The sequence below is a fragment of the Mycobacterium sp. G7A2 genome (assembly GCF_041902445.1).
GTDB lineage: Bacteria > Actinomycetota > Actinomycetes > Mycobacteriales > Mycobacteriaceae > Mycobacterium.
Genome location: NZ_CP169251.1, coordinates 1,126,905 through 1,146,770, shown reverse-complemented (window position 1 = coordinate 1,146,770; position 19,866 = coordinate 1,126,905). Strand labels below are relative to the sequence as shown.

General features: G+C 66.8%; 19 protein-coding genes and 1 pseudogene. 12 read left to right on the top strand and 8 right to left on the bottom strand.

Features of this window, described 5'->3' with window-relative positions; translation table 11 throughout:
- The first annotated feature begins 26 nt into the window (after window positions 1-26).
- On the top strand, window positions 27-1,805 hold the full coding sequence (locus tag ACEWX3_RS05575; protein WP_374158894.1) for an EAL domain-containing protein: 1,779 nt from the start codon (window positions 27-29) through the stop codon (window positions 1,803-1,805).
- A gap of 18 nt (window positions 1,806-1,823) precedes the next feature.
- On the opposite strand, the gene ACEWX3_RS05570 is transcribed toward ACEWX3_RS05575, so the two are convergent.
- From ACEWX3_RS05570 to ACEWX3_RS05560, 3 genes are all read right to left on the bottom strand, one after another.
- Window positions 1,824-2,270 (bottom strand): hypothetical protein, encoded by a 447-nt coding sequence (locus ACEWX3_RS05570; protein ID WP_207065742.1) that lies wholly within the window; start codon window positions 2,268-2,270, stop codon window positions 1,824-1,826.
- Between the two features lie 83 nt (window positions 2,271-2,353).
- Window positions 2,354-4,564 (bottom strand): molybdopterin-dependent oxidoreductase, encoded by a 2,211-nt coding sequence (locus ACEWX3_RS05565; protein ID WP_207065743.1) that lies wholly within the window; start codon window positions 4,562-4,564, stop codon window positions 2,354-2,356.
- 67 nt (window positions 4,565-4,631) lie between these two features.
- Entirely contained in the window at window positions 4,632-4,793 is a 162-nt protein-coding gene (locus ACEWX3_RS05560) for a hypothetical protein (RefSeq protein WP_374158893.1), read from the bottom strand.
- Between the two features lie 298 nt (window positions 4,794-5,091).
- Between ACEWX3_RS05560 and ACEWX3_RS05555 the strand changes: the two genes are divergently transcribed.
- The 11 genes and pseudogenes from ACEWX3_RS05555 to ACEWX3_RS05505 all read left to right on the top strand — a co-directional run bounded on the left by ACEWX3_RS05555 (window position 5,092) and on the right by ACEWX3_RS05505 (window position 13,902).
- The gene (locus ACEWX3_RS05555) at window positions 5,092-5,694 is read left to right on the top strand and encodes a TetR family transcriptional regulator (RefSeq protein WP_374158892.1); all 603 of its coding nucleotides are present in this window, start codon (window positions 5,092-5,094) and stop codon (window positions 5,692-5,694) included.
- A gap of 40 nt (window positions 5,695-5,734) precedes the next feature.
- On the top strand, window positions 5,735-6,466 hold the full coding sequence (locus ACEWX3_RS05550) for a hypothetical protein (RefSeq protein WP_374158891.1): 732 nt from the start codon (window positions 5,735-5,737) through the stop codon (window positions 6,464-6,466).
- A gap of 224 nt (window positions 6,467-6,690) precedes the next feature.
- Window positions 6,691-8,223 (top strand): nitric oxide reductase activation protein NorD, encoded by a 1,533-nt coding sequence (locus ACEWX3_RS05545; RefSeq protein WP_374158890.1) that lies wholly within the window; start codon window positions 6,691-6,693, stop codon window positions 8,221-8,223.
- Between the two features lie 29 nt (window positions 8,224-8,252).
- Window positions 8,253-9,047 (top strand): AAA family ATPase, encoded by a 795-nt coding sequence (locus ACEWX3_RS05540; protein ID WP_374159795.1) that lies wholly within the window; start codon window positions 8,253-8,255, stop codon window positions 9,045-9,047.
- Between the two features lie 15 nt (window positions 9,048-9,062).
- Window positions 9,063-9,194: a hypothetical protein gene (locus ACEWX3_RS05535; RefSeq protein WP_286182701.1), complete on the top strand. Its 132-nt coding sequence runs from the start codon at window positions 9,063-9,065 to the stop codon at window positions 9,192-9,194.
- On the top strand, window positions 9,179-9,889 hold the full coding sequence (locus ACEWX3_RS05530; RefSeq protein ID WP_374158889.1) for a hypothetical protein: 711 nt from the start codon (window positions 9,179-9,181) through the stop codon (window positions 9,887-9,889). Before ACEWX3_RS05535 ends, ACEWX3_RS05530 begins: the two co-directional genes overlap by 16 nt.
- A 22-nt stretch (window positions 9,890-9,911) precedes the next feature.
- The gene (locus ACEWX3_RS05525) at window positions 9,912-10,358 is read left to right on the top strand and encodes a hypothetical protein (protein WP_374158888.1); all 447 of its coding nucleotides are present in this window, start codon (window positions 9,912-9,914) and stop codon (window positions 10,356-10,358) included.
- A 2-nt stretch (window positions 10,359-10,360) separates the two neighbouring features.
- Window positions 10,361-11,598: pseudogene (locus ACEWX3_RS05520) on the top strand (cytochrome P450).
- A 13-nt stretch (window positions 11,599-11,611) separates the two neighbouring features.
- Complete coding sequence (locus ACEWX3_RS05515) at window positions 11,612-12,670, top strand: dihydrodipicolinate reductase (RefSeq protein WP_207065749.1); 1,059 nt, start codon at window positions 11,612-11,614, stop codon at window positions 12,668-12,670.
- Window positions 12,667-13,236, top strand: coding sequence for an isomerase (locus tag ACEWX3_RS05510; protein ID WP_374158887.1), 570 nt, complete (start codon window positions 12,667-12,669; stop codon window positions 13,234-13,236). The genes ACEWX3_RS05515 and ACEWX3_RS05510 overlap by 4 nt, the downstream gene beginning before the upstream one ends.
- 3 nt (window positions 13,237-13,239) lie before the next feature.
- A complete protein-coding gene (locus ACEWX3_RS05505; RefSeq protein ID WP_207065751.1) occupies window positions 13,240-13,902 on the top strand; it encodes an NAD(P)H-binding protein in 663 nt (220 codons plus the stop codon).
- Window positions 13,903-13,977: 75 nt separating this feature from the next.
- Here ACEWX3_RS05505 and ACEWX3_RS05500 read toward each other — a convergent pair whose 3' ends face one another.
- From ACEWX3_RS05500 to ACEWX3_RS05480, 5 genes are read right to left on the bottom strand one after another with little or no spacing between them, the layout of a single operon-like run.
- Window positions 13,978-14,418 (bottom strand): SRPBCC family protein, encoded by a 441-nt coding sequence (locus tag ACEWX3_RS05500; RefSeq protein WP_207065752.1) that lies wholly within the window; start codon window positions 14,416-14,418, stop codon window positions 13,978-13,980.
- Between the two features lie 14 nt (window positions 14,419-14,432).
- Window positions 14,433-14,711 carry an antitoxin gene (locus ACEWX3_RS05495; protein ID WP_348733415.1) on the bottom strand — a complete coding sequence of 93 codons (279 nt, stop codon included), beginning with the start codon at window positions 14,709-14,711 and terminating at the stop codon, window positions 14,433-14,435.
- A gap of 10 nt (window positions 14,712-14,721) precedes the next feature.
- Window positions 14,722-17,109, bottom strand: coding sequence for an HAD-IC family P-type ATPase (locus tag ACEWX3_RS05490; RefSeq protein ID WP_374158886.1), 2,388 nt, complete (start codon window positions 17,107-17,109; stop codon window positions 14,722-14,724).
- On the bottom strand, window positions 17,106-18,731 hold the full coding sequence (locus tag ACEWX3_RS05485; protein WP_374158885.1) for a serine hydrolase: 1,626 nt from the start codon (window positions 18,729-18,731) through the stop codon (window positions 17,106-17,108). The genes ACEWX3_RS05490 and ACEWX3_RS05485 overlap by 4 nt, the downstream gene beginning before the upstream one ends.
- Window positions 18,732-18,759: 28 nt before the next feature.
- Window positions 18,760-19,866: an MBL fold metallo-hydrolase gene (locus tag ACEWX3_RS05480; RefSeq protein WP_374159794.1), complete on the bottom strand. Its 1,107-nt coding sequence runs from the start codon at window positions 19,864-19,866 to the stop codon at window positions 18,760-18,762.

The following is a 19,866-nucleotide window of genomic DNA, read 5'->3' as shown; positions in this document are numbered from 1 at the left end:
CAGCTAACATGTTCGAGGTGGGGAGGGTGTCGGCCGTTCGGGCCGCGATCACACGCGCGCAGAAGTGGCCCGGTATTGCCCAGCCGGCGCTGTGGGCGCGCACCGCCGGGTCCAGTTTCGTGTTCGGCGGCGTGCTGGTGGCGCTGATCACCGCGCTGACCCCGACCTCGTTCGAGCACGCCGTCGTGCAGTACGCCAACGCCACGGCGGCCATGGCGATCGGGATCGCGGTCCTGCTCACCGGGCGGCGCGTCACGCTGGTGCAGTTTCACCTCCTGGTGGTCACCGCGATCCTGCAGATCACGCTCTCGGTCACGTTCGCAACCGGCGCGGCGGCGGTGTCCTTCGCGACGCTGTACGTGTTCGTCGGCTGCGCGGCGTTTTTCGTGGCGTGGCCCACCGCGGTGCTCTATCTGGGCCTCGCCATGCTGTGTTCGACCACTGCGCTGGCTGTGACCGGGTCCGTGCCGTGGTGGACGGGTCTCGTCACGGCCGCGACCACGGCCGCGGTCGGAGTGATCATCCTCGCCCTCGGGCAGGTGGTGGCGAAGGCAGAACTCGACGAGGTGACCGGTCTGCCCAACCGGCGCGGGTTCGATCGGATCCTCAGCGCCGAGGTCAGCAGGGCTTCATGGGAGAAGACCGGGCCGGCTGTGGTTCTGATCTGCGTGGACGCGCGCGCGGCGGTGCAGCAGGAGTTCGGCGATCGGGCCGCGGATGCGTTGATGCAGCAGTTGACGTCAGCCTGGCTCGGTGTGCTGGATCCCGGCCACGTGCTGGCACGGCGCAGTGACGGCGAACTCGCGTTGATGCTGCCGGCGACCACCGAGCACGACGCTTTCGCGCTGACCCTGCGACTCCGGCAGGAATGCACCAGAGAATTCTCTGCCGGGGTCAGCGCCTGGGCGGCCGGTGAATCCCCCACCCCGGTTCTCGAGCGCGCCGACGCGGCGCTTCGCCGCGCACGGTCCACCGGACGCAACCGCACGATGCTCGAGTCCTCCGAGCTGCCGCCGCTGGCCGTTCAGCTCAGAGAAGCGCTTGCCGCCGAAGACATCAGGGTCTGTTACCAGCCGGTGATGCGACTTGGTGACCCTGATGTCGTGATGGGTGTCGAGGCGCTGCTGCGGTGGTCGCCGGCGCTGGGGCCCGACCTGAATGCCGGTGAGGTGATCAGGGTCGCCGAGGACCACGATCTGATCGCGGCCCTCGATCAGTTCGTGCTGCGCCGGGCGTGCCTGGACGCCTGCTGGGTGCAGGGCCGATTCCCCGGCCTGCCACTGATGTTGAGCGTCAACGTGTCCGGCCTCGAACTGGTCAAGCGGGGCTATGCCGCCCGGGTCGTGGACACGCTGCGCGCCACCGGCTGGCCCGCCGACCAACTCGTGCTGGAGGTCACCGAGACGGTTCTCGACGTGGACCGGCCCTCGTCGATCAACGCCCTGCATGAGCTACGCCGCCACGGAATCCGCGTCGCCATCGACGACTTCGGCACCGGATACTCGTCGTTGAGCCGGCTGCACACGCTGCCGACCGACCTCCTCAAACTCGACGGTTCATTCGTGTCGTCGATCATCTCGCCGTCTGCTCCGCGCCTGCTGCAGGCGGTCGCGGGACTCGCCAATGCCCTTCATCTGCCCATCGTGGTCGAAGGCGTCGAGACCGCCCGCCAGGCGGCGGTGCTGCGCGACATGGGCTTCACGATGGCCCAGGGTTACCTTTTCAGTCGTCCGCAGAGCCGTGAAGACGTGGTCGAGATGATCAGACATCAAGCCACGGCCTCCGGGCCGGCGCTCGGCGGCTGAGTACACCACGCCGGACGCTCAGAATGCCCGCCAGGTCACCACGTTCAGTATCAGACCGTGACCGCTGTGGTCGTTCTTGACCCGCGCCCGGCCGGCTTCGTTGATGATCGTCCAGCCGTTGGCGGTGTACGTCTGGCCGACCCCCAGAGACATGGAGTCGGCGGCGGTGCCCGGAAGCGTTCCGGCCGCCCAGTAGGACTGTCCGGTGCCGTTCATGACCGCGAGGTTCAGCGGGGTGGAGCTACCGATCGAGTTGGGCGACGCCCCGAACGGGGCTCCGTTCGACATGCCACAGATGGCCATGGGTTGTCCCGCGGCGCCGTAGTGGGCGCTGACCAGACATCGCAGCCGCCCGTCCTGGACATCGACGAGTTGGTCGCCGTCAGCTGCGGTCGCCGACGGCGCCGGCAGACACGCACCGGCTGCGAGCATCATCAGCGCAGCCGCGGCCAGGTCACGAAGCATGCTGTCTCCAGAAAGAGCGAGATTCCGGTGTGTTCACCGATGCTGCCACGACCGTCTCGCTCGGCGCTCTCGTTTCGGGGTACTCACCCTTGCCCCAAGGGCGCGACACGCACAGCGATGTTGCCCTGCCGAGGCAGACCGGTGATCGGGTCGTAGTCGACCTCGGTGGACACCAACCGGCCGACGTTGGTTCCGCGCTCGCGGAACTCGTCGTCCTCATCCGGCAGGCCGCCGAAGGCGTGGTGCATCGCCACGACGTCGGGACGCACCGAGTCGTCGGATTCCAGCACGGCCGGCACGCTGTCGTGCCGGGAGGTGACCATGACCGAGCACCCGGATCGCAGGCCGAGCTCAGCCACTGCGTCGGGGTGCATGTACACCGGGTTGTAGGGCTTACCGCGATTCAGGGCGGCCAGCGCAGTGCCGGAGGAGTTCATGAAGTTGGGGTGCCGACGCGGGATGAGCCGAAACGGAAACGCCGAATCGGCTCTCGCGCCATCGACCTCCTCGTCGAGAACGGCGGCCAGTTCGGCCAGCATGTACGCGTTCCCGACGTCGAGCCTCGCGGTTGTGTCGGCATCACGCTCCTGCACCACCGCGTCGACGTCGAAGATCGCGCCGTGCGGGTGCCGCCGGACCTCGTCGAGCGGGATTCGCGCGGTCGCACACATCTGCTCGAAGAGCTCCTCGGTACTCAGCTCGGTCTCGCGGTTCATGGGTAGGACGATCGGCGCCGACTCCATGAACTTGCCACCGCCACCGCCGAAGAAGTTGACGAACCACAGCTCGAGATCCATCCGTTTGGTCAACCCGAGGAAGAACTTCCATTCCTCGATCAGGTCGGAGCCGGGCGGCGGGTCAACCACACGCGGGGTGTACTGCGCGTAGGCGGCAGGGATTCCGGTGCCGCTGGTGTAGTACTTGATCAGCTCGCTGCCCATCGTCATGGCGGGCGTTTCCATCTGCATCATCGGGGCGATCACGTAGTCGGCCAGCCGCGACGTCAGTGACATCTCCGTGTCGAGGGTGACCAGCAGTTCGAGGCTCTGTAGCGCCCGGTGCGTCTTGCGTTGGTCCGGCCAGGCCGCCATCGGATTGCCGCCGATGCAGATCAACGCCTTGACCTGACCGTCGCCCTCGAGCAGGATCTCGTCGGCCAGTGCGGCGGTCGGCATCCCGCACACGGCGTCGGTCAGGCCGCGTACGCGCAACTTCTCGCCGTAACCCCACCCCTCGTACGGAGGGTGCGCCTGCGCTTTGGCGGTGAACGCGGGCAACAACGCATTCGGGCGGGTCACCTTCTCACCGGCCCGTTGCCAACGTCCGCAGATGGTCGTCAGGCACAGGCACAGGTACTCGACCAGGTTTCCGTGCATCGCGAAGTTCGCCCCGGTGCCGGCGTTGACCATCCCGCGCTTCGTGCCGTAGGTCGCGAAGAGTTCTGCCGCTGCCAGAAGTTGCTCCAGCGGAATGTCCGCCCGTTCGGCCACGTAGTCCGGCGTGAAGTCGGAAACTGCGCGGGCCAGGTCTTCGAAACCTGCCACGTTCTCGTCGACGAAGGCGGCGTCGTGCCAGCCGTTGCCGATGATGATGTTGATCAGACCAGCAAGGATCGTCGCGTCTTCACCGGGTCGTGGCTGCAGATGGATCGCGGCGCGGGCGGCTGTCTGAGATCGACGCGGATCGATGACGATCAGCTTCATGCCGCGTGCGGTGGCCGCTCGCAGGTTCCGGGACGGATTCTGACCCGGGATGCCGATGGCCTTGGACACCAGCGGGTTCGTACCGATCAGCAGCCAGCTGTCGGCTTCGTGGAAGTCGACGTCGCCGCCCAGCCAGTGGCCGTGGGCGGCCAAGGCGATCTGTTTACCTGGTTGGTCGATCGTGTTGGCCGTGAAGAACATCGGCGACCCGATGCCGCGCATGAACGCGTTACCCATCAACGCCGACGCGGGATAGGGCAGGCCGTTGGTGCCCAGATACATCGCCACCGACCGCGGGCCGTGGGCAGCGAGGATTTCCCGAAGTTTCTCCGCAATCTCCTCCATGGCCTGCTCGGACCCGATCCGCGCGTAGGTGCCGTCGGTCTGGCGTTTCCGGCTGTGCAGGAGCCTTTTCGGATCGTTGTGAATTTCCGGCAGCGCCCGGCCCTTTGCGCAGGTGTAGCCCTGGAACATGGGGTTGTCCGGGTCGCCTGCGACCTTGGTCAACCGACCGTCGGTCACGGTGGCCAGGACACCGCAGTGAGCCGAACAGATGCGGCAGATACCCGGGTGGGTCGTTGTTTGTGGCATTGAGTCCGCACTTCCAGGGGCTGAGGCGTGGCTTCATCGCCATCGCCGAACCATGCTAAGCGACCGCTCAGCGCCGCGGAGGGTGTTCCGGCTGAACCGGGGCGGGCATCCACCAGATCAGGCCGCCGATCAGTGCCGGCGGCGGGATCCCCTCCAGTCCGATCGGGCCGCCGATCAGTGCCGGCGGCGGGATCCCCTCCAGTCCGATCGGGCGTCCGGGCCGCGGCACACCCAGTCGATTCCGTTCATCCGCCGCTGGACACACAGCCGGCCTCGGTGACTCAAGCGCCTCCATCCGGCGGATCTCGCCGAGGGCCGTTCAGGCGACGCAATCAGGTCTCACCGCGATGAACGCGTCGAGGTCGCCGGTCGCCGTGATGCCGGTGGAGAACTGCACTACCCTCCGCAGGAACGCCAACGCCTGGGATCCTGTTCGTCGGGTGGAATTCATCTGACGCGTAGCCCTGACTCGAGTCAACGTTGATCGGATGTCCCCGACGCCGCAAGAGGGCGGTTATTGTCTACGGATGGCCTCGTCGGACAAGCCTTCAGCTCGAGAGACCAAGCGACTCCAGACCCGCGAACGCCTGATGGGTGCCGCGGTGGCGGAATTCAAGAGATCGGGAATCGCCGCGGCCGACGTGGGTGCGATCGTGGCTGCGGCCGGTGTCGCGCACGGAACGTTCTTCTTCCACTTTCCGACCAAAGAACACGTCCTGCTGGAACTGGAACGCCGCGAAGAGGAACGCATCGCCAAACAACTCGCGCGTTTCGCCGCCGACAATCACGATCTTGCGCAGACATTCAGCGAGGCCATCCGCTTGATCGCGGGTTTGGAGCGACGACTCGGCGGGGTCCTGTTCAAAGACTTTCTCGCCCTGCACTTCTCTCAGACCCGCCCCCAGACCGATGGCGAGAACCAACATCCCGTGATCGTCGAGGTCGCCCGGGCGATCGAACGCGCCCGGAAACTGGGCGATGTCGACGGGGACGTCGATCCGTTCAACAGTGCCGTGTTCTTCCTGCTCGGGCTGTATGCGTTGCTCACCACCACGCACAACTGGCCCGAACAGAGCGCCATGATCGACGACTACCTACTCAGGAGTCTGCGCGGCATCGGCACGAAATAGTCGATTGACTACCCACTTACGCTGACTATAGTCAGCTTGCATGAACCTTCCCACGGCCCGCGAAAGTCGGCGTGGCGACAACGATGCACCGCATCGCCTCTCCACCAGCGGCCTGGACGAACACCTCGAGGCCTCACAGCGTGCGCAGCGCCAGGCGGACAAGTGGTTGATCTCCGGAAGTCTCCTCATCGGGACCGCCGCGTTGGGAATCTTCGGGCTACCGCTGTTCCTGCGCGGAGTGTGGCTTCTGCGCAAAGCCCAGCGCGACGGGCTGACGGTGCGGCCGATGCTGGTCACGCTCATCGGCTATCTCGTCATCATCGACGCAGCGATCAACACGGTCGGCTGGGCGCTCGACCTGGTCGCCAACCACACGATATTGGCCCGAGTTCTGTTGAACGGCTGGGGCAACATGTTCGATGCCGGGTACTTCTGGCACTACAACGAGTTGTGGATCGGTGGCGCCGCGGCCCCCGCAGAGAAGGCAATGGAAGTGGGGATGATCCTCACCGTCTTCACGATGCGCATCGCGGCCGCCATCGGCTTCCTGCAGATGAAGCGATGGGGACACCAGTGGATGATCATCACCTGCTGGATGGGTGTGCTGATCTGGTGCCTGTACGTGTTCAACATGACCATGTACGCCGACGTCCGCTTCGCCGGTGTCGTCCTGCCTGTGGTGGGGTGGTGGCTCTACGACATCTTCTACATCACACCTTTCCTCGCCATCCCCTATCTGCATTCGGTCAACCGCGAGGTCTTCTCCGACTGAACTCAATGACTTCACTCATTGACTTTGGTCAGCAATCAAACTACAAAAGGGAGCACGACGAGGGCTCGGGCGGGACGCGTCCACGCCAAGGAGGACTGACGATGGATTGGGTCTGGGAGATCCTGCGCTACGTGGCCGCGTGGGGCGGTACCGGCCTCATCATCTGGTTCTGGTACTGGATGTTCTCCAACCTCGGCACATTCTGAAAAGCTCTCGCCATCAACATGTCCGAGCTGACCGATGTCGCTGCCATGGCGATCGAACGGAGTTGTGCCCTGACCGCCGTGGCGCTGAGCGGCGGCCGTCGCGCCGGTGTACACCTGGTGACCGGACAGCATCGCCGCTTCGGCGTCAACGCGTCGCTCGACCTCGTCTACGTGCCCCATCCACCGACGGTCCGAGACTGGACCCGCAGAACCATGACATGTGGCGTGGCGCTGCAGTGTTCGCCGTCGAAAGAGGCTGTCGCCGGATACCGCCTCAACGAGCTGTCCGCCCGCGAATTACGGGCCCTCACGCTCGTCGAAGCCGGCGTCGCACTGGGCTGGATCACCGCGAACTGGCCGGGGCTGCTGCCTGAGATCGAGCGGATGATCCCCGGCCTACAGCCTCTACCCGCGGACATGGACGCTACCGCGATGTTCAACCGCGCGGTCGAGAGGGCACAAGCCGGACCGGTCCCCGACCCGGACCCGTTGCTCGGCAGACTTCCGCTGGCGTTGACATCGGCGCAGGGCCTCACCGACAAGATACGGCGAACGTTCGGCCGACTGCCCTGGACCACCGCACAGAAGAGGCTTCCGCGGGCACATTCCGTGCCGGCGGGTGGTGACGGCGGGGTACGTAACCCGAACCTCCCACCGCCCAGCAGACCGCACGACAACGACCTGGACATCACCCCCGACCACCGTCCCGGCATCCCCTATCCGGAGTGGAATGCGTGGACCGAGCGCTTCATGCCCGACCATGTCGCGGTCCTGGAACTGCCGCGCTCCGGCGGCACTCGTCCGCCCGGGACCGTCGCACCCGACATCAGGCGATGGTTCGAGAAGCACACCCACCGTGCCATGCACAGCCGTCTCGAGGACGGCTCGGACCTCGACGTCGACCAGTATGTCGCTCACTTCATCGACGTGACCACCGGCGAGGCGATCGAACCGCGAATATTCCGGGACCTACGACCGGCGAGCCGTGACGTCACCACCGCGCTCCTTCTCGATGGCAGCTCTTCTCTGGGCGTGCACGACGGCCGAATCTTCAAGCTGGAGCTGGCGTGCGCGGATGCTCTGTCGCGGGCGATGACCCTGGCGCGCGAACGACACGGCATCTTCACCTTCACCGGCAACACCCGCCACCGTGTCGAGATCAGCTGTCTCAAAGACTTCGCGGACCGAGGCTTCGTCCCCCCTGGTGAGCTCGGACTGTCGACTGGCGGGTATACCCGGCTCGGCGCTCCACTGCGCCACCTCACGAGCAGACTGCTCGACCAGCCGTCCGAGCGGCGGCTGATCATCGTGATCGGGGACGGCCTGATCTCCGACGAAGGCTACGAGGGCCGCTACGCCTGGGCCGACGCGGCGCACGCCGTGCAGGAGGCCCACGATGCAGGCGTCTCGATGTACTACGTCGGAGTCGGCCCCGTCACGGTAGACCCGCTTCCCGAAGTCTTCGGACCTCGTCGTTCTCAACGCATTCGGCGAATCGAGGACCTACCCCGCGTGCTCGCGCACGTTCATCGGGAGTTGGTGTCGGCATGACCACCTACGAGCAGCCACCCGAGGAGCAGATGACCGATCGATACCTGGCCAACGGTGACGAAGTCCAACTGTTCCAACGCGCATTCCAGCGCCGGCTGCCGGTGATGCTCACCGGCCCCACCGGCTGCGGCAAGACGCGATTGGTCGAGCACATGGGGGCGCAGCTGGGCCGACCTGTGGTGACGATCAGCTGCCACGACGACCTGACCAGCGCTGATCTCGTCGGGCGGTTCATGGTGACCGGCGGGGATGTGGCGTGGACCGACGGACCCCTGACCAGGGCGGTCAAAGCCGGCGCCATCTGCTACCTCGACGAAGTCGTCGAAGCCCGGCACGACTCTCTGGCTGTACTGCATTCGCTCACCGACCATCGCCGAACCCTCTATCTGGACCGGGCCGACGAGGTGGTGGCGGCACCCGAGACCTTCATGCTGGTCTGTTCCTACAACCCGGCGTACCGCAGCTCGCTCAAGGAACTCAAACCGTCGTTCCGCCAACGCTTCGTCACGCTACCGATGAGGTATCTGCCACCCGACCAGGAGTCCGCGGTCGTCGCGACCGAGACAGGTGTCGACGTGGCGACGGCCGATCGGTTGGTGCGGTGCGCCAACGCTATTCGCACCGCCGACGAAGCATTCCATTTCGAGCCCCCGTCGACCCGGGTTCTCGTCACCGCGGCGCACATGATCGCCGCGGGTGCCGCAGAGTTCGATGCCGCCGAAGCGTGCATCCTGGCGCCGTTGTCGGGCGACGGTGCCATCGCCGACGGTCTTCGCGAGATCACCGCCGCCAGCCTGGCCGACGCCACGAACACAGCCCGCTAGGGAGGGGAACGACACATGGTGGACCAGAAGGAACGCAAGCGCAAGAAGGCTTTGATCATCCTGCAGATCGTCATCTACGGCTATCTGTTCACGATGTTCTGCATCCAGCTGTACATGTCCTTCGCCAGAGGATGGTGGGACTTGTGAAACCCGTGACCGCACCGCCGGTCCCGGCGGGCGGCATCGAGCAGCATCACGAACAGTCCAGGCTGGCGCAGCGCCGGGCAGACAAGTGGATGATCACCGGCGCGGCACTCATGGGGATGTGGGCGCCGGGTCTGATCGGCTTCCTGATCTTCATGCGCGGGGTGTGGCTGCAGCGCCAGGCGCTGCAGGCGGGACTGTCCGTGCGCCCCATGATCGTCACGTTGATCGGCTACCTGGTGCTGATCGACGGCATGTTGAACAGTCTGGGCTGGGCCCTTGACCTCGTCGCCAACCACACGCTGATCAACCGCGTCCTGATGGTGGGCTGGGGCAACATGTTCGACGCCGGCTACTTCTGGCACTACAACGAACTGTGGGTCGGCGGAGCCGCGGGGCCCGGCGAGAAGTCGATGGTGTTCGGGATGATCGTCACGGTCTTCGCGATGCGCTGTGCAGCCGCGATCGGCTTCCTCCAGATGAAGCGGTGGGGACACCAGTGGATGATCATCACCTGCTGGATGGGCGTGCTGATCTGGTGCGTCTATGTGTTCAACATGACCATGTACGCCGATGTCCGGTTCGCCGGCGTCGTGTTCCCCGTCATCGGCTGGTGGCTCTACGACATCTTCTACATCACCCCCTTCCTCGCGATCCCCTATCTGCACACGGTCAACCGCGAGATCTTCTCGGACTGAGCCTCATTCAAGGAGCACGTTTGTGACCACCACTCCCGAAACCGACGCCGAGGCCAAGTCCGGGGACCTGCCTCCCGGGACCACGCCGTACTACGCGCGCATGCACCGCTACATCAAGCGCGCCGTGCTGGTCTGTCTTGTCGCGCTCGTCATCGAGGGAGCGTTCACGCTGCCGTTCATGGCCGTCTATTACGGGTACCCCACGCTGAGCCTCACCGAGATCTGCAGCGAGTTGCTCAAGGTGAGGTACTCCGACGACACCCTCGAATGCCAGGTCCCCTATCCGGCCTTCGGCCCGCCGGAAGGCGCCGAAGGCAAGGACACCGCCCGGGACGAGTGGGGGATCCAGCCTGTGCCGAAGTACCACCGCATCGGATTTCGTGAGTTGGTTCGCATTCATGAAGAGCGCGAAGCGCGACAAGCAGCCACCGAGCGCGAAGTGCGGCCAACAACACCAGACCAGCCATAGCGATGGCGCGATCAGCTGAGCACCACGCGCAGAACTGGGATCTGCGGCACGAGGACTTCAACGATCCGAATGCCCCGGACCTGCTGTACGACGTCTACGCGGTGATGCGGGAACGCTGCCCGTTCGCCCACACCGACACCCCCTTCCTCAGCGACGTCCCCGGCGGCGCCTGGGTGGCGACGCGATACGCCGACTGCCTGCGGATCGCCCAAGACTGGGAACACTTCTCCAGCAATCCGGCCGCCGGATCGGCCGACCACGTCGTCGGCGATCTGGTGGCATGGTGGACCCGCCGCGGCAGCAACAGTTGCGCAAGATCCTCAACCCGTACTTCTCCCCCGCGCGGATGAAGGCGCTGCGGTCCCAGATCGCCGCCGAAACCGACTTGCTCATCGACGGTTTCATTGCCGATGGCGCCGGCGATCTGGCTCACGTCGCCTGGCGTCAGCCGGGGATCGTGCTGTTCAAGTACCTGATCGGGATACCCACCGAGGAGATCGGAGTCTGTTTCGAGCTGACCGACACCGCGCTCAACGGTACGGCGGAACGAGAACGGATGGCGGCCTGGGCCGGCCTCTATCAACGTGTCGACGCGCTCGTCACGACGCGCTCCCGCGAGCCCGCCGGCGACGACATGATCGACGTACTGCTGCGCGGCGAGATCGACGGCGAAAGGCTCGCGCACGTCGATGTCGTCGGAAACGCGATGCTCCTCGTGCAGGCCGGACTCGAGACCACGGCCAACGCCATGTCTTTCGCCTTCCACCATCTGGCCACCCACCCCGGGGAGCGCGATCGGATGATCGCCGAACCCGACCTGGCGCCCCGCGCGGTGGAGGAGATGATCCGCTACGCCGGTTCGATCCACGGCCTGCATCGAACCGTCGTCAAGGACGTCGAGGTCAACGGCCACACCTTCCGTCGCGGCGAGACGGTGGTGGTGAACTTCGCCGCCGCCAACCGCGACGAGAGCGTTTTTCCCGGAGCCGACCGCTGCATCCTCGACCGTCGCGACAACCGACACCTCGGATTCGGCGCGGGCGTGCACCGATGTCTCGGCTCCAACCTGGCCCGCCTGGAATTCCAGGTCGGGGTGGAACGGGTCCTGCACCGGATACCGGACTTCGCCCTGCAGCCCGGCTCCGCACCCGAATTCCACGGGAACTCGATCACCCGCGGGTTCCGTTCGATTCCGGTCGTTTTCACGCCACCACGCCGTAGCGTCTGTGGCGTCGAATAGAGACGGGGAAGCAATGTCGGACAAGACCTACCGCGTGATCCAGTGGATGACCGGAGACGTCGGCCAGGCCGGCATCCGGCATTTCGCCGACTGCTCGACGTTCGAGCTCGTCGGCGTCCTGGTCCACAGCAAGGACAAGGTCGGCAAGGACGCCGGCGAGATCGCGGGGATCGAACCGATCGGCGTGATCGCCACCGATGACGTGGACGCGGTGGTCGCCACCGACGCCGACTGCGTGTTCTACACCCCGATCATCATGGACGTCGAGACGGTGTGCCGGCTACTTCGCTCCGGCAAGAACGTCGTCACCACCGCCGGGTTCTTCCATCCCACCGAGGACTTCCGCGCCGCCGGCGACCAGATCCGCGCGGCGTGTAGCGAAGGTGGCGCCTCGTTTCACGGCGGCGGGATCCATCCGGGGTACGCGGGAGACGTCCTGCCGCTCACCCTCGCCCGGGTCATGAGCAGGATCGACACCATCCACGTCTACGAGGTGGTCGAGGTGCTGAAGGACGCCCCGCTGGACCACATCGACTGGATGGGTTTCGGCAAGGACAAGGACGCCTTCCTGAGCGAACCGACGATTCTGGGGCTCGGCCTGCCGTTCTTCGCCCAGTCGATGCACATGCTGGCCGACGGGCTCGGAGTCACGATCGACGACGTCACCGCGGCCGAGGTCGACGTCGCGGTGGCGGTGGCGGACATCGCGCACGCCGAGGGAGCGATCGCCCGCGGAACGGTCGCCGCTCAGCGCCACGAGTGGACCGCGTGGGTGGACGGGCGGCCGCTGATCGTCTTCCACGCGATCTACGTCACCGGCGGTCCCGACCTGCTGGAACCGGCCTGGGATTGGGGCGACACCCGGTACCGGGTCGTCATCGACGGTGACCCGCCCACCGAGCTGACGATGCAGGGGGTGCGGCAACCCGACGGCACGATGGCCCACCCTGGTTACCCCTGGACCGCGATGGGTGCCATCAATGCGATTCCCGACGTGTGCGATGCGCCGGCAGGCTGGCTCACCCACTTCGACCTCGGACTGGTCAAGCCGCAGGGCCTGGTGCGCACGTGAGTCACCGCTTCGACCCCGATGTGCTGCAGAAGGTGGTCGAGGACGCCGCCGGCCTGCAGCTCGGCAGCCGCGAGCTGATACCCCGAACCGTGGAACTGCTCGCCGAGCAGTACCCCGACGTGATCGACCCGGCGCCGGGACGCTGGGTGGGCAGCAAAGCCGGCGGAGTCCTCGGCAAGGTGCGGTTCCTGTACTTCAGCACCCGCGAGTACTTGGTGATATTCGGCTCTCCGACTGGTACACAAGGCTTTTCCGGCCGCTACAAGCACGTGGACATCCACAAGTTCCTGCTCGCCGGCCGGATCGACTCCTACGACCTCGAGTCCGAGGACATCGAGCCCCTGCCTGCGGTGCTGCCCGGCGGACACACCTGCCTGCAGCGCGGACACGCGCGCGGTCTGACCATCCACCCCGGTTCCTGGCACCTCGAGTACGGCCGGGGCGCCGTCGTCACCACGCTGCCGTTCGCGATGGTAGACACGTTGGCGGTATCCCTGGAATTCGAATCGGTGCGTCGCTCGACGATCGAGTTCAGTCGGGTCATCGGGCGGCGCCGAAGGAGGTAGCTCATGCGGGTCGTCATCGCCGGTGGACACGGCAAGATCGCGGTGCTCACCGAGAGACTCCTGGCCGACCGCGGCGACTCGGTCGCCGGCTTCATCCGCAACCCCGACCACGCCGCCGACCTACAGCAGGCCGGCGCCGAACCGATCGTGGTGGACCTGGAGAGCAGCAGTGCCGACGAGGTCGCCGGACACCTGACCGGTGCCGATGCCGTCATCTTCGCCGCAGGCGCCGGGCCGGGGAGTGGAGCGGCGCGCAAACAGACCGTCGACCACGACGCGGCCGTGCTGCTGGCCGACGCCGCGGAAGCCGCCGGGGTGCGCCGCTACGTGATGGTCTCCGCGATGGCGGCCGACGCCGCAGCGCCCGATGACGCCGGCGACGAGGTGTTCGTCACCTACCTGCGGGCCAAGGGCGCCGCCGACGACAACATCCGGGCGCGGGCAGGGCTGCAGTCCACCATCGTGCGACCCGGCCGTCTCACCGACGACCCGGCCACGGGCAGGGTTGCCGCGGGAACGGACACCGGGTACGGCAGCATCCCGCGCGCCGACGTCGCCTCAGTGCTGGTCGCCGTGCTCGACGCCCCGCAGACGGCCGGCCTGACATTCGATGTCATCTCCGGGGACACCGGCATCACCGACGCCGTCGCCGGGCTGGGTGGCTAGGCCGCTGTCAATCGGTCAGGGCCGTCAGGCTGAGTCATCTGGCGGGGCCGTCAAGAAGCGCCGTCCGGCGGGCCTTCAGGTGGAGGGGGCGAAGACCGCCTTGAAGCGGTTCAACGACTCCTGGATGTCGCCCTTGAGCGCCCCGGCGACCACCATCCCGATCGGGCCGAACAACGCCGGGCCGCCGAGGTGCACGTCGAACGTCACCGTCGAGCCCTCCTCGCTCGGCTTGATCTTGCCCATCAGCTTGACCTTGACGCCGCCCTTACCATCGCCGTTGAGCGTCATCGACTCCGGCGGACGGTAGTGCACCACCGTCCAGCTCACCCGGTTCGGCATGCCCTTTACCTCGACGATCGAGTCGAGCTTGGTGCCCTTCTCGATCGTCTCGGGCAACGTCGACCGCCACACCCGGTGGATGGACAGCCACTCCCTGTACCGGGACAGATCCGACGCGCTCTCCCACGCCTGCTCAGGAGGCATCGGCACGTCGACGGAAACCGACAGTTTTGCCATGCGACGAATTGTGCCTAGGACGTCGGCGGGGCCGTCGGCGGGTCCTGCTTGCGGGGCGCAGCCGGTGGCGGCGAGGCAGGCGGCTCTTGACCGGAGTGCTGGTCGGGCGGCACCTGACCCTGCGCGGCGTTGTCGGCGACCGCCTTCTTGGCCGCGTCCTGCACCTTGTTCACGTGCGAGGCGTACTTGCCCTGCGTCCTTTTGTCGACAAGATCGCCCGCCTTGTCGATCGCGCTGTCCACTTTGTCGGAGTTCTTGGCGAGAAGATCCTTCGCCTTGTCCAGAAATCCCATGGTGCCAACCCTACCGCTGGCGGACCCGCCACAACCGGCGTTGTTCCCCCAGCACCGCGCCCTGGACCCACCAGATCACCTCCACGGCGATCGCGCCCAACAGACCGATGCCCAGCGCGGTCGACGTGATCGCCACATTCGACGGGTCGAGGATGAACAGCTCGCGGGCTGCCGGGATCGAGAAGATGACCACATACGCCAGGCCTGATCCCGCCACCAGCGCGATCCGCCACCATTCGTAGGGCCGCGCCACCACCGCCAGCACCCACAGCGCCGCGACCAGCAGCGTGATCAGCGCCGCCGTCGACGCCTGTGTCTGCTCGGTCTCGGTGGCCGCGCGCCCCTCGTAGGCCAGCAGGTACGACGTGAACGTCGCGGCACCGACGGCCAGCCCGGAAGGCAACGCGGCGGTCATCACCCGCCGGACGAAGCCGGGCCGGGCGCGTTCGTTGTTGGGGGCGAGGGAGAGGATGAAGGCGGGGATGCCGATGGTGAACCACGCCGCGATGGTGACGTGGATCGGCTGGAACGGGAACAGCAGCGGGTCGGAGCCGAACAGCTTGGCCGACAGGCCCGCGAGCCCGACCAGGATCGCGAGCAGCACCGAGTACACCGTCTTGGTCAGGAACAGATTCGACACGCGTTCGATGTTGCCGATCACCCGGCGCCCCTCGGCGACGACATAGGGAAGCGTGGCGAACCTGTTGTCCAGCAGGACGATCTGTGCGACCGCCCGCGACGCCGAACTTCCCGAACCCATTGCCACCCCGATGTCGGCGTCCTTGAGCGCCAGCACGTCGTTGACGCCGTCGCCGGTCATCGCCACCGTGTGGCCACGCGACTGCAGGGCGTGCACCATCGCGCGTTTCTGGTCGGGGCGTACGCGCCCGAACGTGGTGTGCGACTCCAGCTCATCGGCCAGCGCGGCCGGCTCCTCGGGCAGGTGGCGGGCGTCCATGCAGTCACCGTGCAGCCCCAGCGAGCCGGCCACCGCCCCGACCGATACCGCGTTGTCCCCGGAGATCACCTTGATCGAAACCTTCTGCGCGGCGAAGAAATCCAGTGTGTCGCGCGCGTCGGGCCGCACACGCTGCTCGAGAACCACCAGCGCCGCGGGTGTCACCGTGCCGGGGGCGCCGGGGTGGTCGACCGGCATATCCGAGGACCCGAGCAGCAGCACCCGCAGACCCTGCGCACCGATCCGCTCCGCCTCGGCGGCCGCCGCCGACCCGGGGTCGAGCAGCACGTCGGGTGCTCCGATCACCCAGTTGCCGTGCTCGCCGTAGGAGGCCCCACTCCACTTGGTCGCCGACTTGAACGGGGCGGTGGCGGTGGCCGTCCAGCCCGGCGGCATCCGGTAGGCCTCTGCGATGGCGGCGATGCTGGCGTTCGGCCGGGGATCGTCGGCGGCCAACTGCGCCAGGACGTCGGCGACGCCATCGCTGCCGATCTTCTCGACATCGCTGACCCGCATGCCGTTCTCGGTCAGCGTGCCGGTCTTGTCCGCGCACACCACGTCGACACGGGCAAGCCCTTCGATGGCCGGCAGCTCGTTGACCAGGCATTGCCGTCGGCCCAGCCGCACCACACCGACCGCGAAAGCGATCGAGGTCATCAGCACCAGCCCTTCGGGCACCATCGGCACCAGCGCCCCGACCATCCGGAGCACGGACTGCTGCCAGCCCGCATCGGTGGTGAACAACTGGGTGTAGATGGTCAGCAGCCCCGCCGGGATCAGCAGGTAGGTGATGAACTTCAGGATCTTGTTGATGCCGCTGCGCAGCTCGGAGCGCACCAGCGTGAACTTGCTGGCCTCCTCGGCGAGCTTCGCGGCGTACGCTTCCCTACCCACCTTGGTGGCGCGGTAGGCGCCGGTTCCGGCGACGACGAAACTGCCCGACATCACCGCATCGCCGGCATCCTTGGGGATCGGATCGGCTTCCCCGGTCAGCAGAGATTCGTCGACCTCGAGGTTGGCCTCCTCGAGGATCTCGCCGTCCACGACGATCTGGTCACCGGGGCCGAGCTCGATGACGTCGTCGAGCACCACCTCGCTGGGAAGTCGTGGCTGGGTTCCGGATCGCCGGCGCACCAGCGGTTTGGCCTGCCCGACGATGGCCAACCGGTCCAGGGTCTGTTTGGCGCGCAGCTCCTGGATGATGCCGATGGCGCTGTTGGCGATGATGAGCAGTCCGAACGCGCCGTTGATCACCGAGCCGGTGGACAACACGATGATCAGCAGCACACCCAGAATCGCGTTGATGCGGGTGAACACGTTGCCGCGGACGATCTCCGAGACGCTGCGCGCCGCCCGGGTCGGCACGTCGTTGGTCTTCCCCTGGGCGACCCGTGCGGCGACCTCGTCGTCGGACAGCCCGCCGGCCAGCGACAGGGTCACTTCACGAACACTCCGTTGTCGTCGTCGTCGAAATACTCCAGTGTCAGCAGGGGTCCGTCGAACGTCGCCCGCGACACCGTCCCCGGCGGCGCGTTCTCGCTGCTGATGTCGAACACGAAGACATCGCCGTCCCAGGGCTTCAACTCGTACACGCCCTTGGGGCCGAGCGTGAGCTCGAGCCTGCCGTCCCGTTGGGTGACCGTCGCCGGACCCCAGAAGTCATTTCGGTACGTGCCGGCGTAGGACGCCAGTGGCGCCGGCGGTTTCGGATCAGCGGGACGCTGCTTGCCGGCGAGCTCGCCCTCGGGTTTCTCCATCTGCTTGTAGAGCCCGGAGTACAGCGCGAACCAGTCCTGCCGCACGTCACCGAACTGCACGAGGTCGGCGAACGACGCGGTCAACGCCTCGGGCACGCCGATCGGGGTGGCGTTGGTCAGCACCACGATCCCAACGTCAGCCGAGGGCAGGATGACGAAGTTCGAGTTGGCACCGAGTTCGAAGGCACCGGAATGACTCAGCTCGGTGCGCGCACCCGACGTCGTGCCGACGTTGAAGCCGTATCCGTAGAAGCCCGACCGGGCCGCCGGCTCGTCACCCCGCGACGACACCACCTGGGGGGTGATCGCCGGCAGCAGCGCCTCGGGGTCGATCAGCTGTTTGCCGTCGTGCTGCCCGTCGGCCAGCACCATCGCCAGCCATTTGGTCAGGTCGTTGACCGATGAGCTGGCCCCACCGGCCGGGGACTGTTGCTGCGCGTCACGGACGTAGCGCGGGGTGTAGCCGCCGTCGAGGTGGATGTGGCCGACGGCCCGGTTGGGCCGGGCCACCCAGTCACTGAATTCGTAGCTGGTGGCCGTCATGCCGAGGGGACGCAGCAGCGCCTCTTCGGTGAGTTGCTCCCACGGTGTGCTCGCGCTGGCGGCGACGGCCTCCGCACCGGCTGTCAGCCCGAAGTTGGTGTAGGCGTAGGAGATGCGGAACGGGTCGAGCGGCAGCTGCCTCAGTCGCTCGAGCACATTGCGACGATCGTAACCAAGCTCCTCGAGCTGGTCGCCGGCATGGTCGGGCAGCCCCGACCGGTGGGAGAACATGTCGCCGACGGTGACCATCTGGGTGACGGAGGGATCCGAGAGCGCGAACCAGGGCAACTTCGACACCACCGGCGTATCCCAGTCGAGATCGTTCTTGCCGATCTGCTGAGCCACCACGGTGGCGCTCAGCGACTTCGACACCGACGCGATCTGGAACACCGTGTCGGCGTCGACGCGGTTGTCCTCCTCATTCGGCAACTCGTTGTTCTTGACCCCGAAACCTTTGGCGTACACCGTTTTTCCGTCATGCACCACAGCGACCGCCATCCCGGGGATGCCGGACTTCGCCATCAGGTCCTCGGCCATGCCGTCGAGGGCGCCCACCGCGTCGGCGACGGCGTTCTCCGGCAGGGGCATCGCCGGCATCAGCGGCGGCGGCACCGCGGACGTGGTCGGAGCCGCGGCCTGACCCGACGGAGCCGACTCGGGCGCCGACGCGGACGTCGTGGAATCACCGGAGTCCGTGGCGGCGCAGCCGCCCAGCAACGACACCGACACTGCGAACGCGACGAGGCGCGCCGGGGATCTCATGGTCGAAACGGTAGCGCGTCGCCGCGCCCTACATCTGCCACCACGGATCGAATTCCGACTCTGGGTCGACCCGGCCACCCGGGATGGGCACCGCGATCCGGACCTGTTCGATCTGGGAAGCGCCGAGCAGGCGATCTGCCGGTTCGCCCCACCGGTGCGGCGCCAACCGGAACGTCGCCCAGTGGATCGGCACCATCAGGCTGCGGTCGCGCTCCCCGAGGTCGAGATGGGCGCGCACCGCCTCCTCGGGATTCATGTGGATGTCGGAGAAGGCCGGGTGGTAGGCGCCGATGGGCAGCAACGTCAGGTCAAACGGCCCGAACTCTGCTCCGATCTCGGCGAAACTCTTCGTGTAGCCGGTGTCACCCCCGAAGAAGGCTTTGTTGGTCGGGCCGGTGATCACCCACGACGCCCACAGTGTGGTGTCGCGCGTGAACAGCCGTCCGGAGAAGTGGCGGGCGGGGGTGCACACCAGTGTCAGGTCGGCGATCCGGTGGGATTCGTTCCAGTCCAGTTCGACGATCCGGCTTTCCGGGATGCCCCATTTGCGCAGGTGGGCACCGATTCCGAGCGGCACGACGAACGGCGCGCGCTGCGTGCGGGCCAGCGCGATGACCGTGTCGATGTCCAGGTGGTCGTAGTGGTCGTGGCTGATCACCACCGCGTCGACCGCCGGCAGCGCCTCCAGCGGCACCGGCACCTCGTGCATCCGCTGCGGGCCCACCGCGCGTGACGGTGAGCAGCGCTCGCTCCATATCGGGTCGGCCAGCACCCGGTACCCGTCGACCTCGATCAGCACGCTGGAGTGTCCGAACCAGGTCGCGGCGGCCGCGGCGGGGACGATCTCGGCAGTCGGCGGTTCGGCCAGCGGGATCGGTTTCGGCGGTTTGCCGTGTGACCCCGCGTTGGCCAGGTCACGGATCAGTGCGCGCTGCACCTCACCGGTCGTCTCCGAGGGGGGCTCCAGGTTGACGAACTTGCCGTCGCGAAAGTTCGGCGAGTGGCGCGCCACCGGCGTGATCTCGGCCGGTCCGGCGCCCAACGAGGCGGGTGTGCCCTGCAACGCGCGCATCACCCAACCGCCGGCGAACAGCGACACGGTGCCGAAACCGAAGCGCAGCGCCGACCCCAGCAC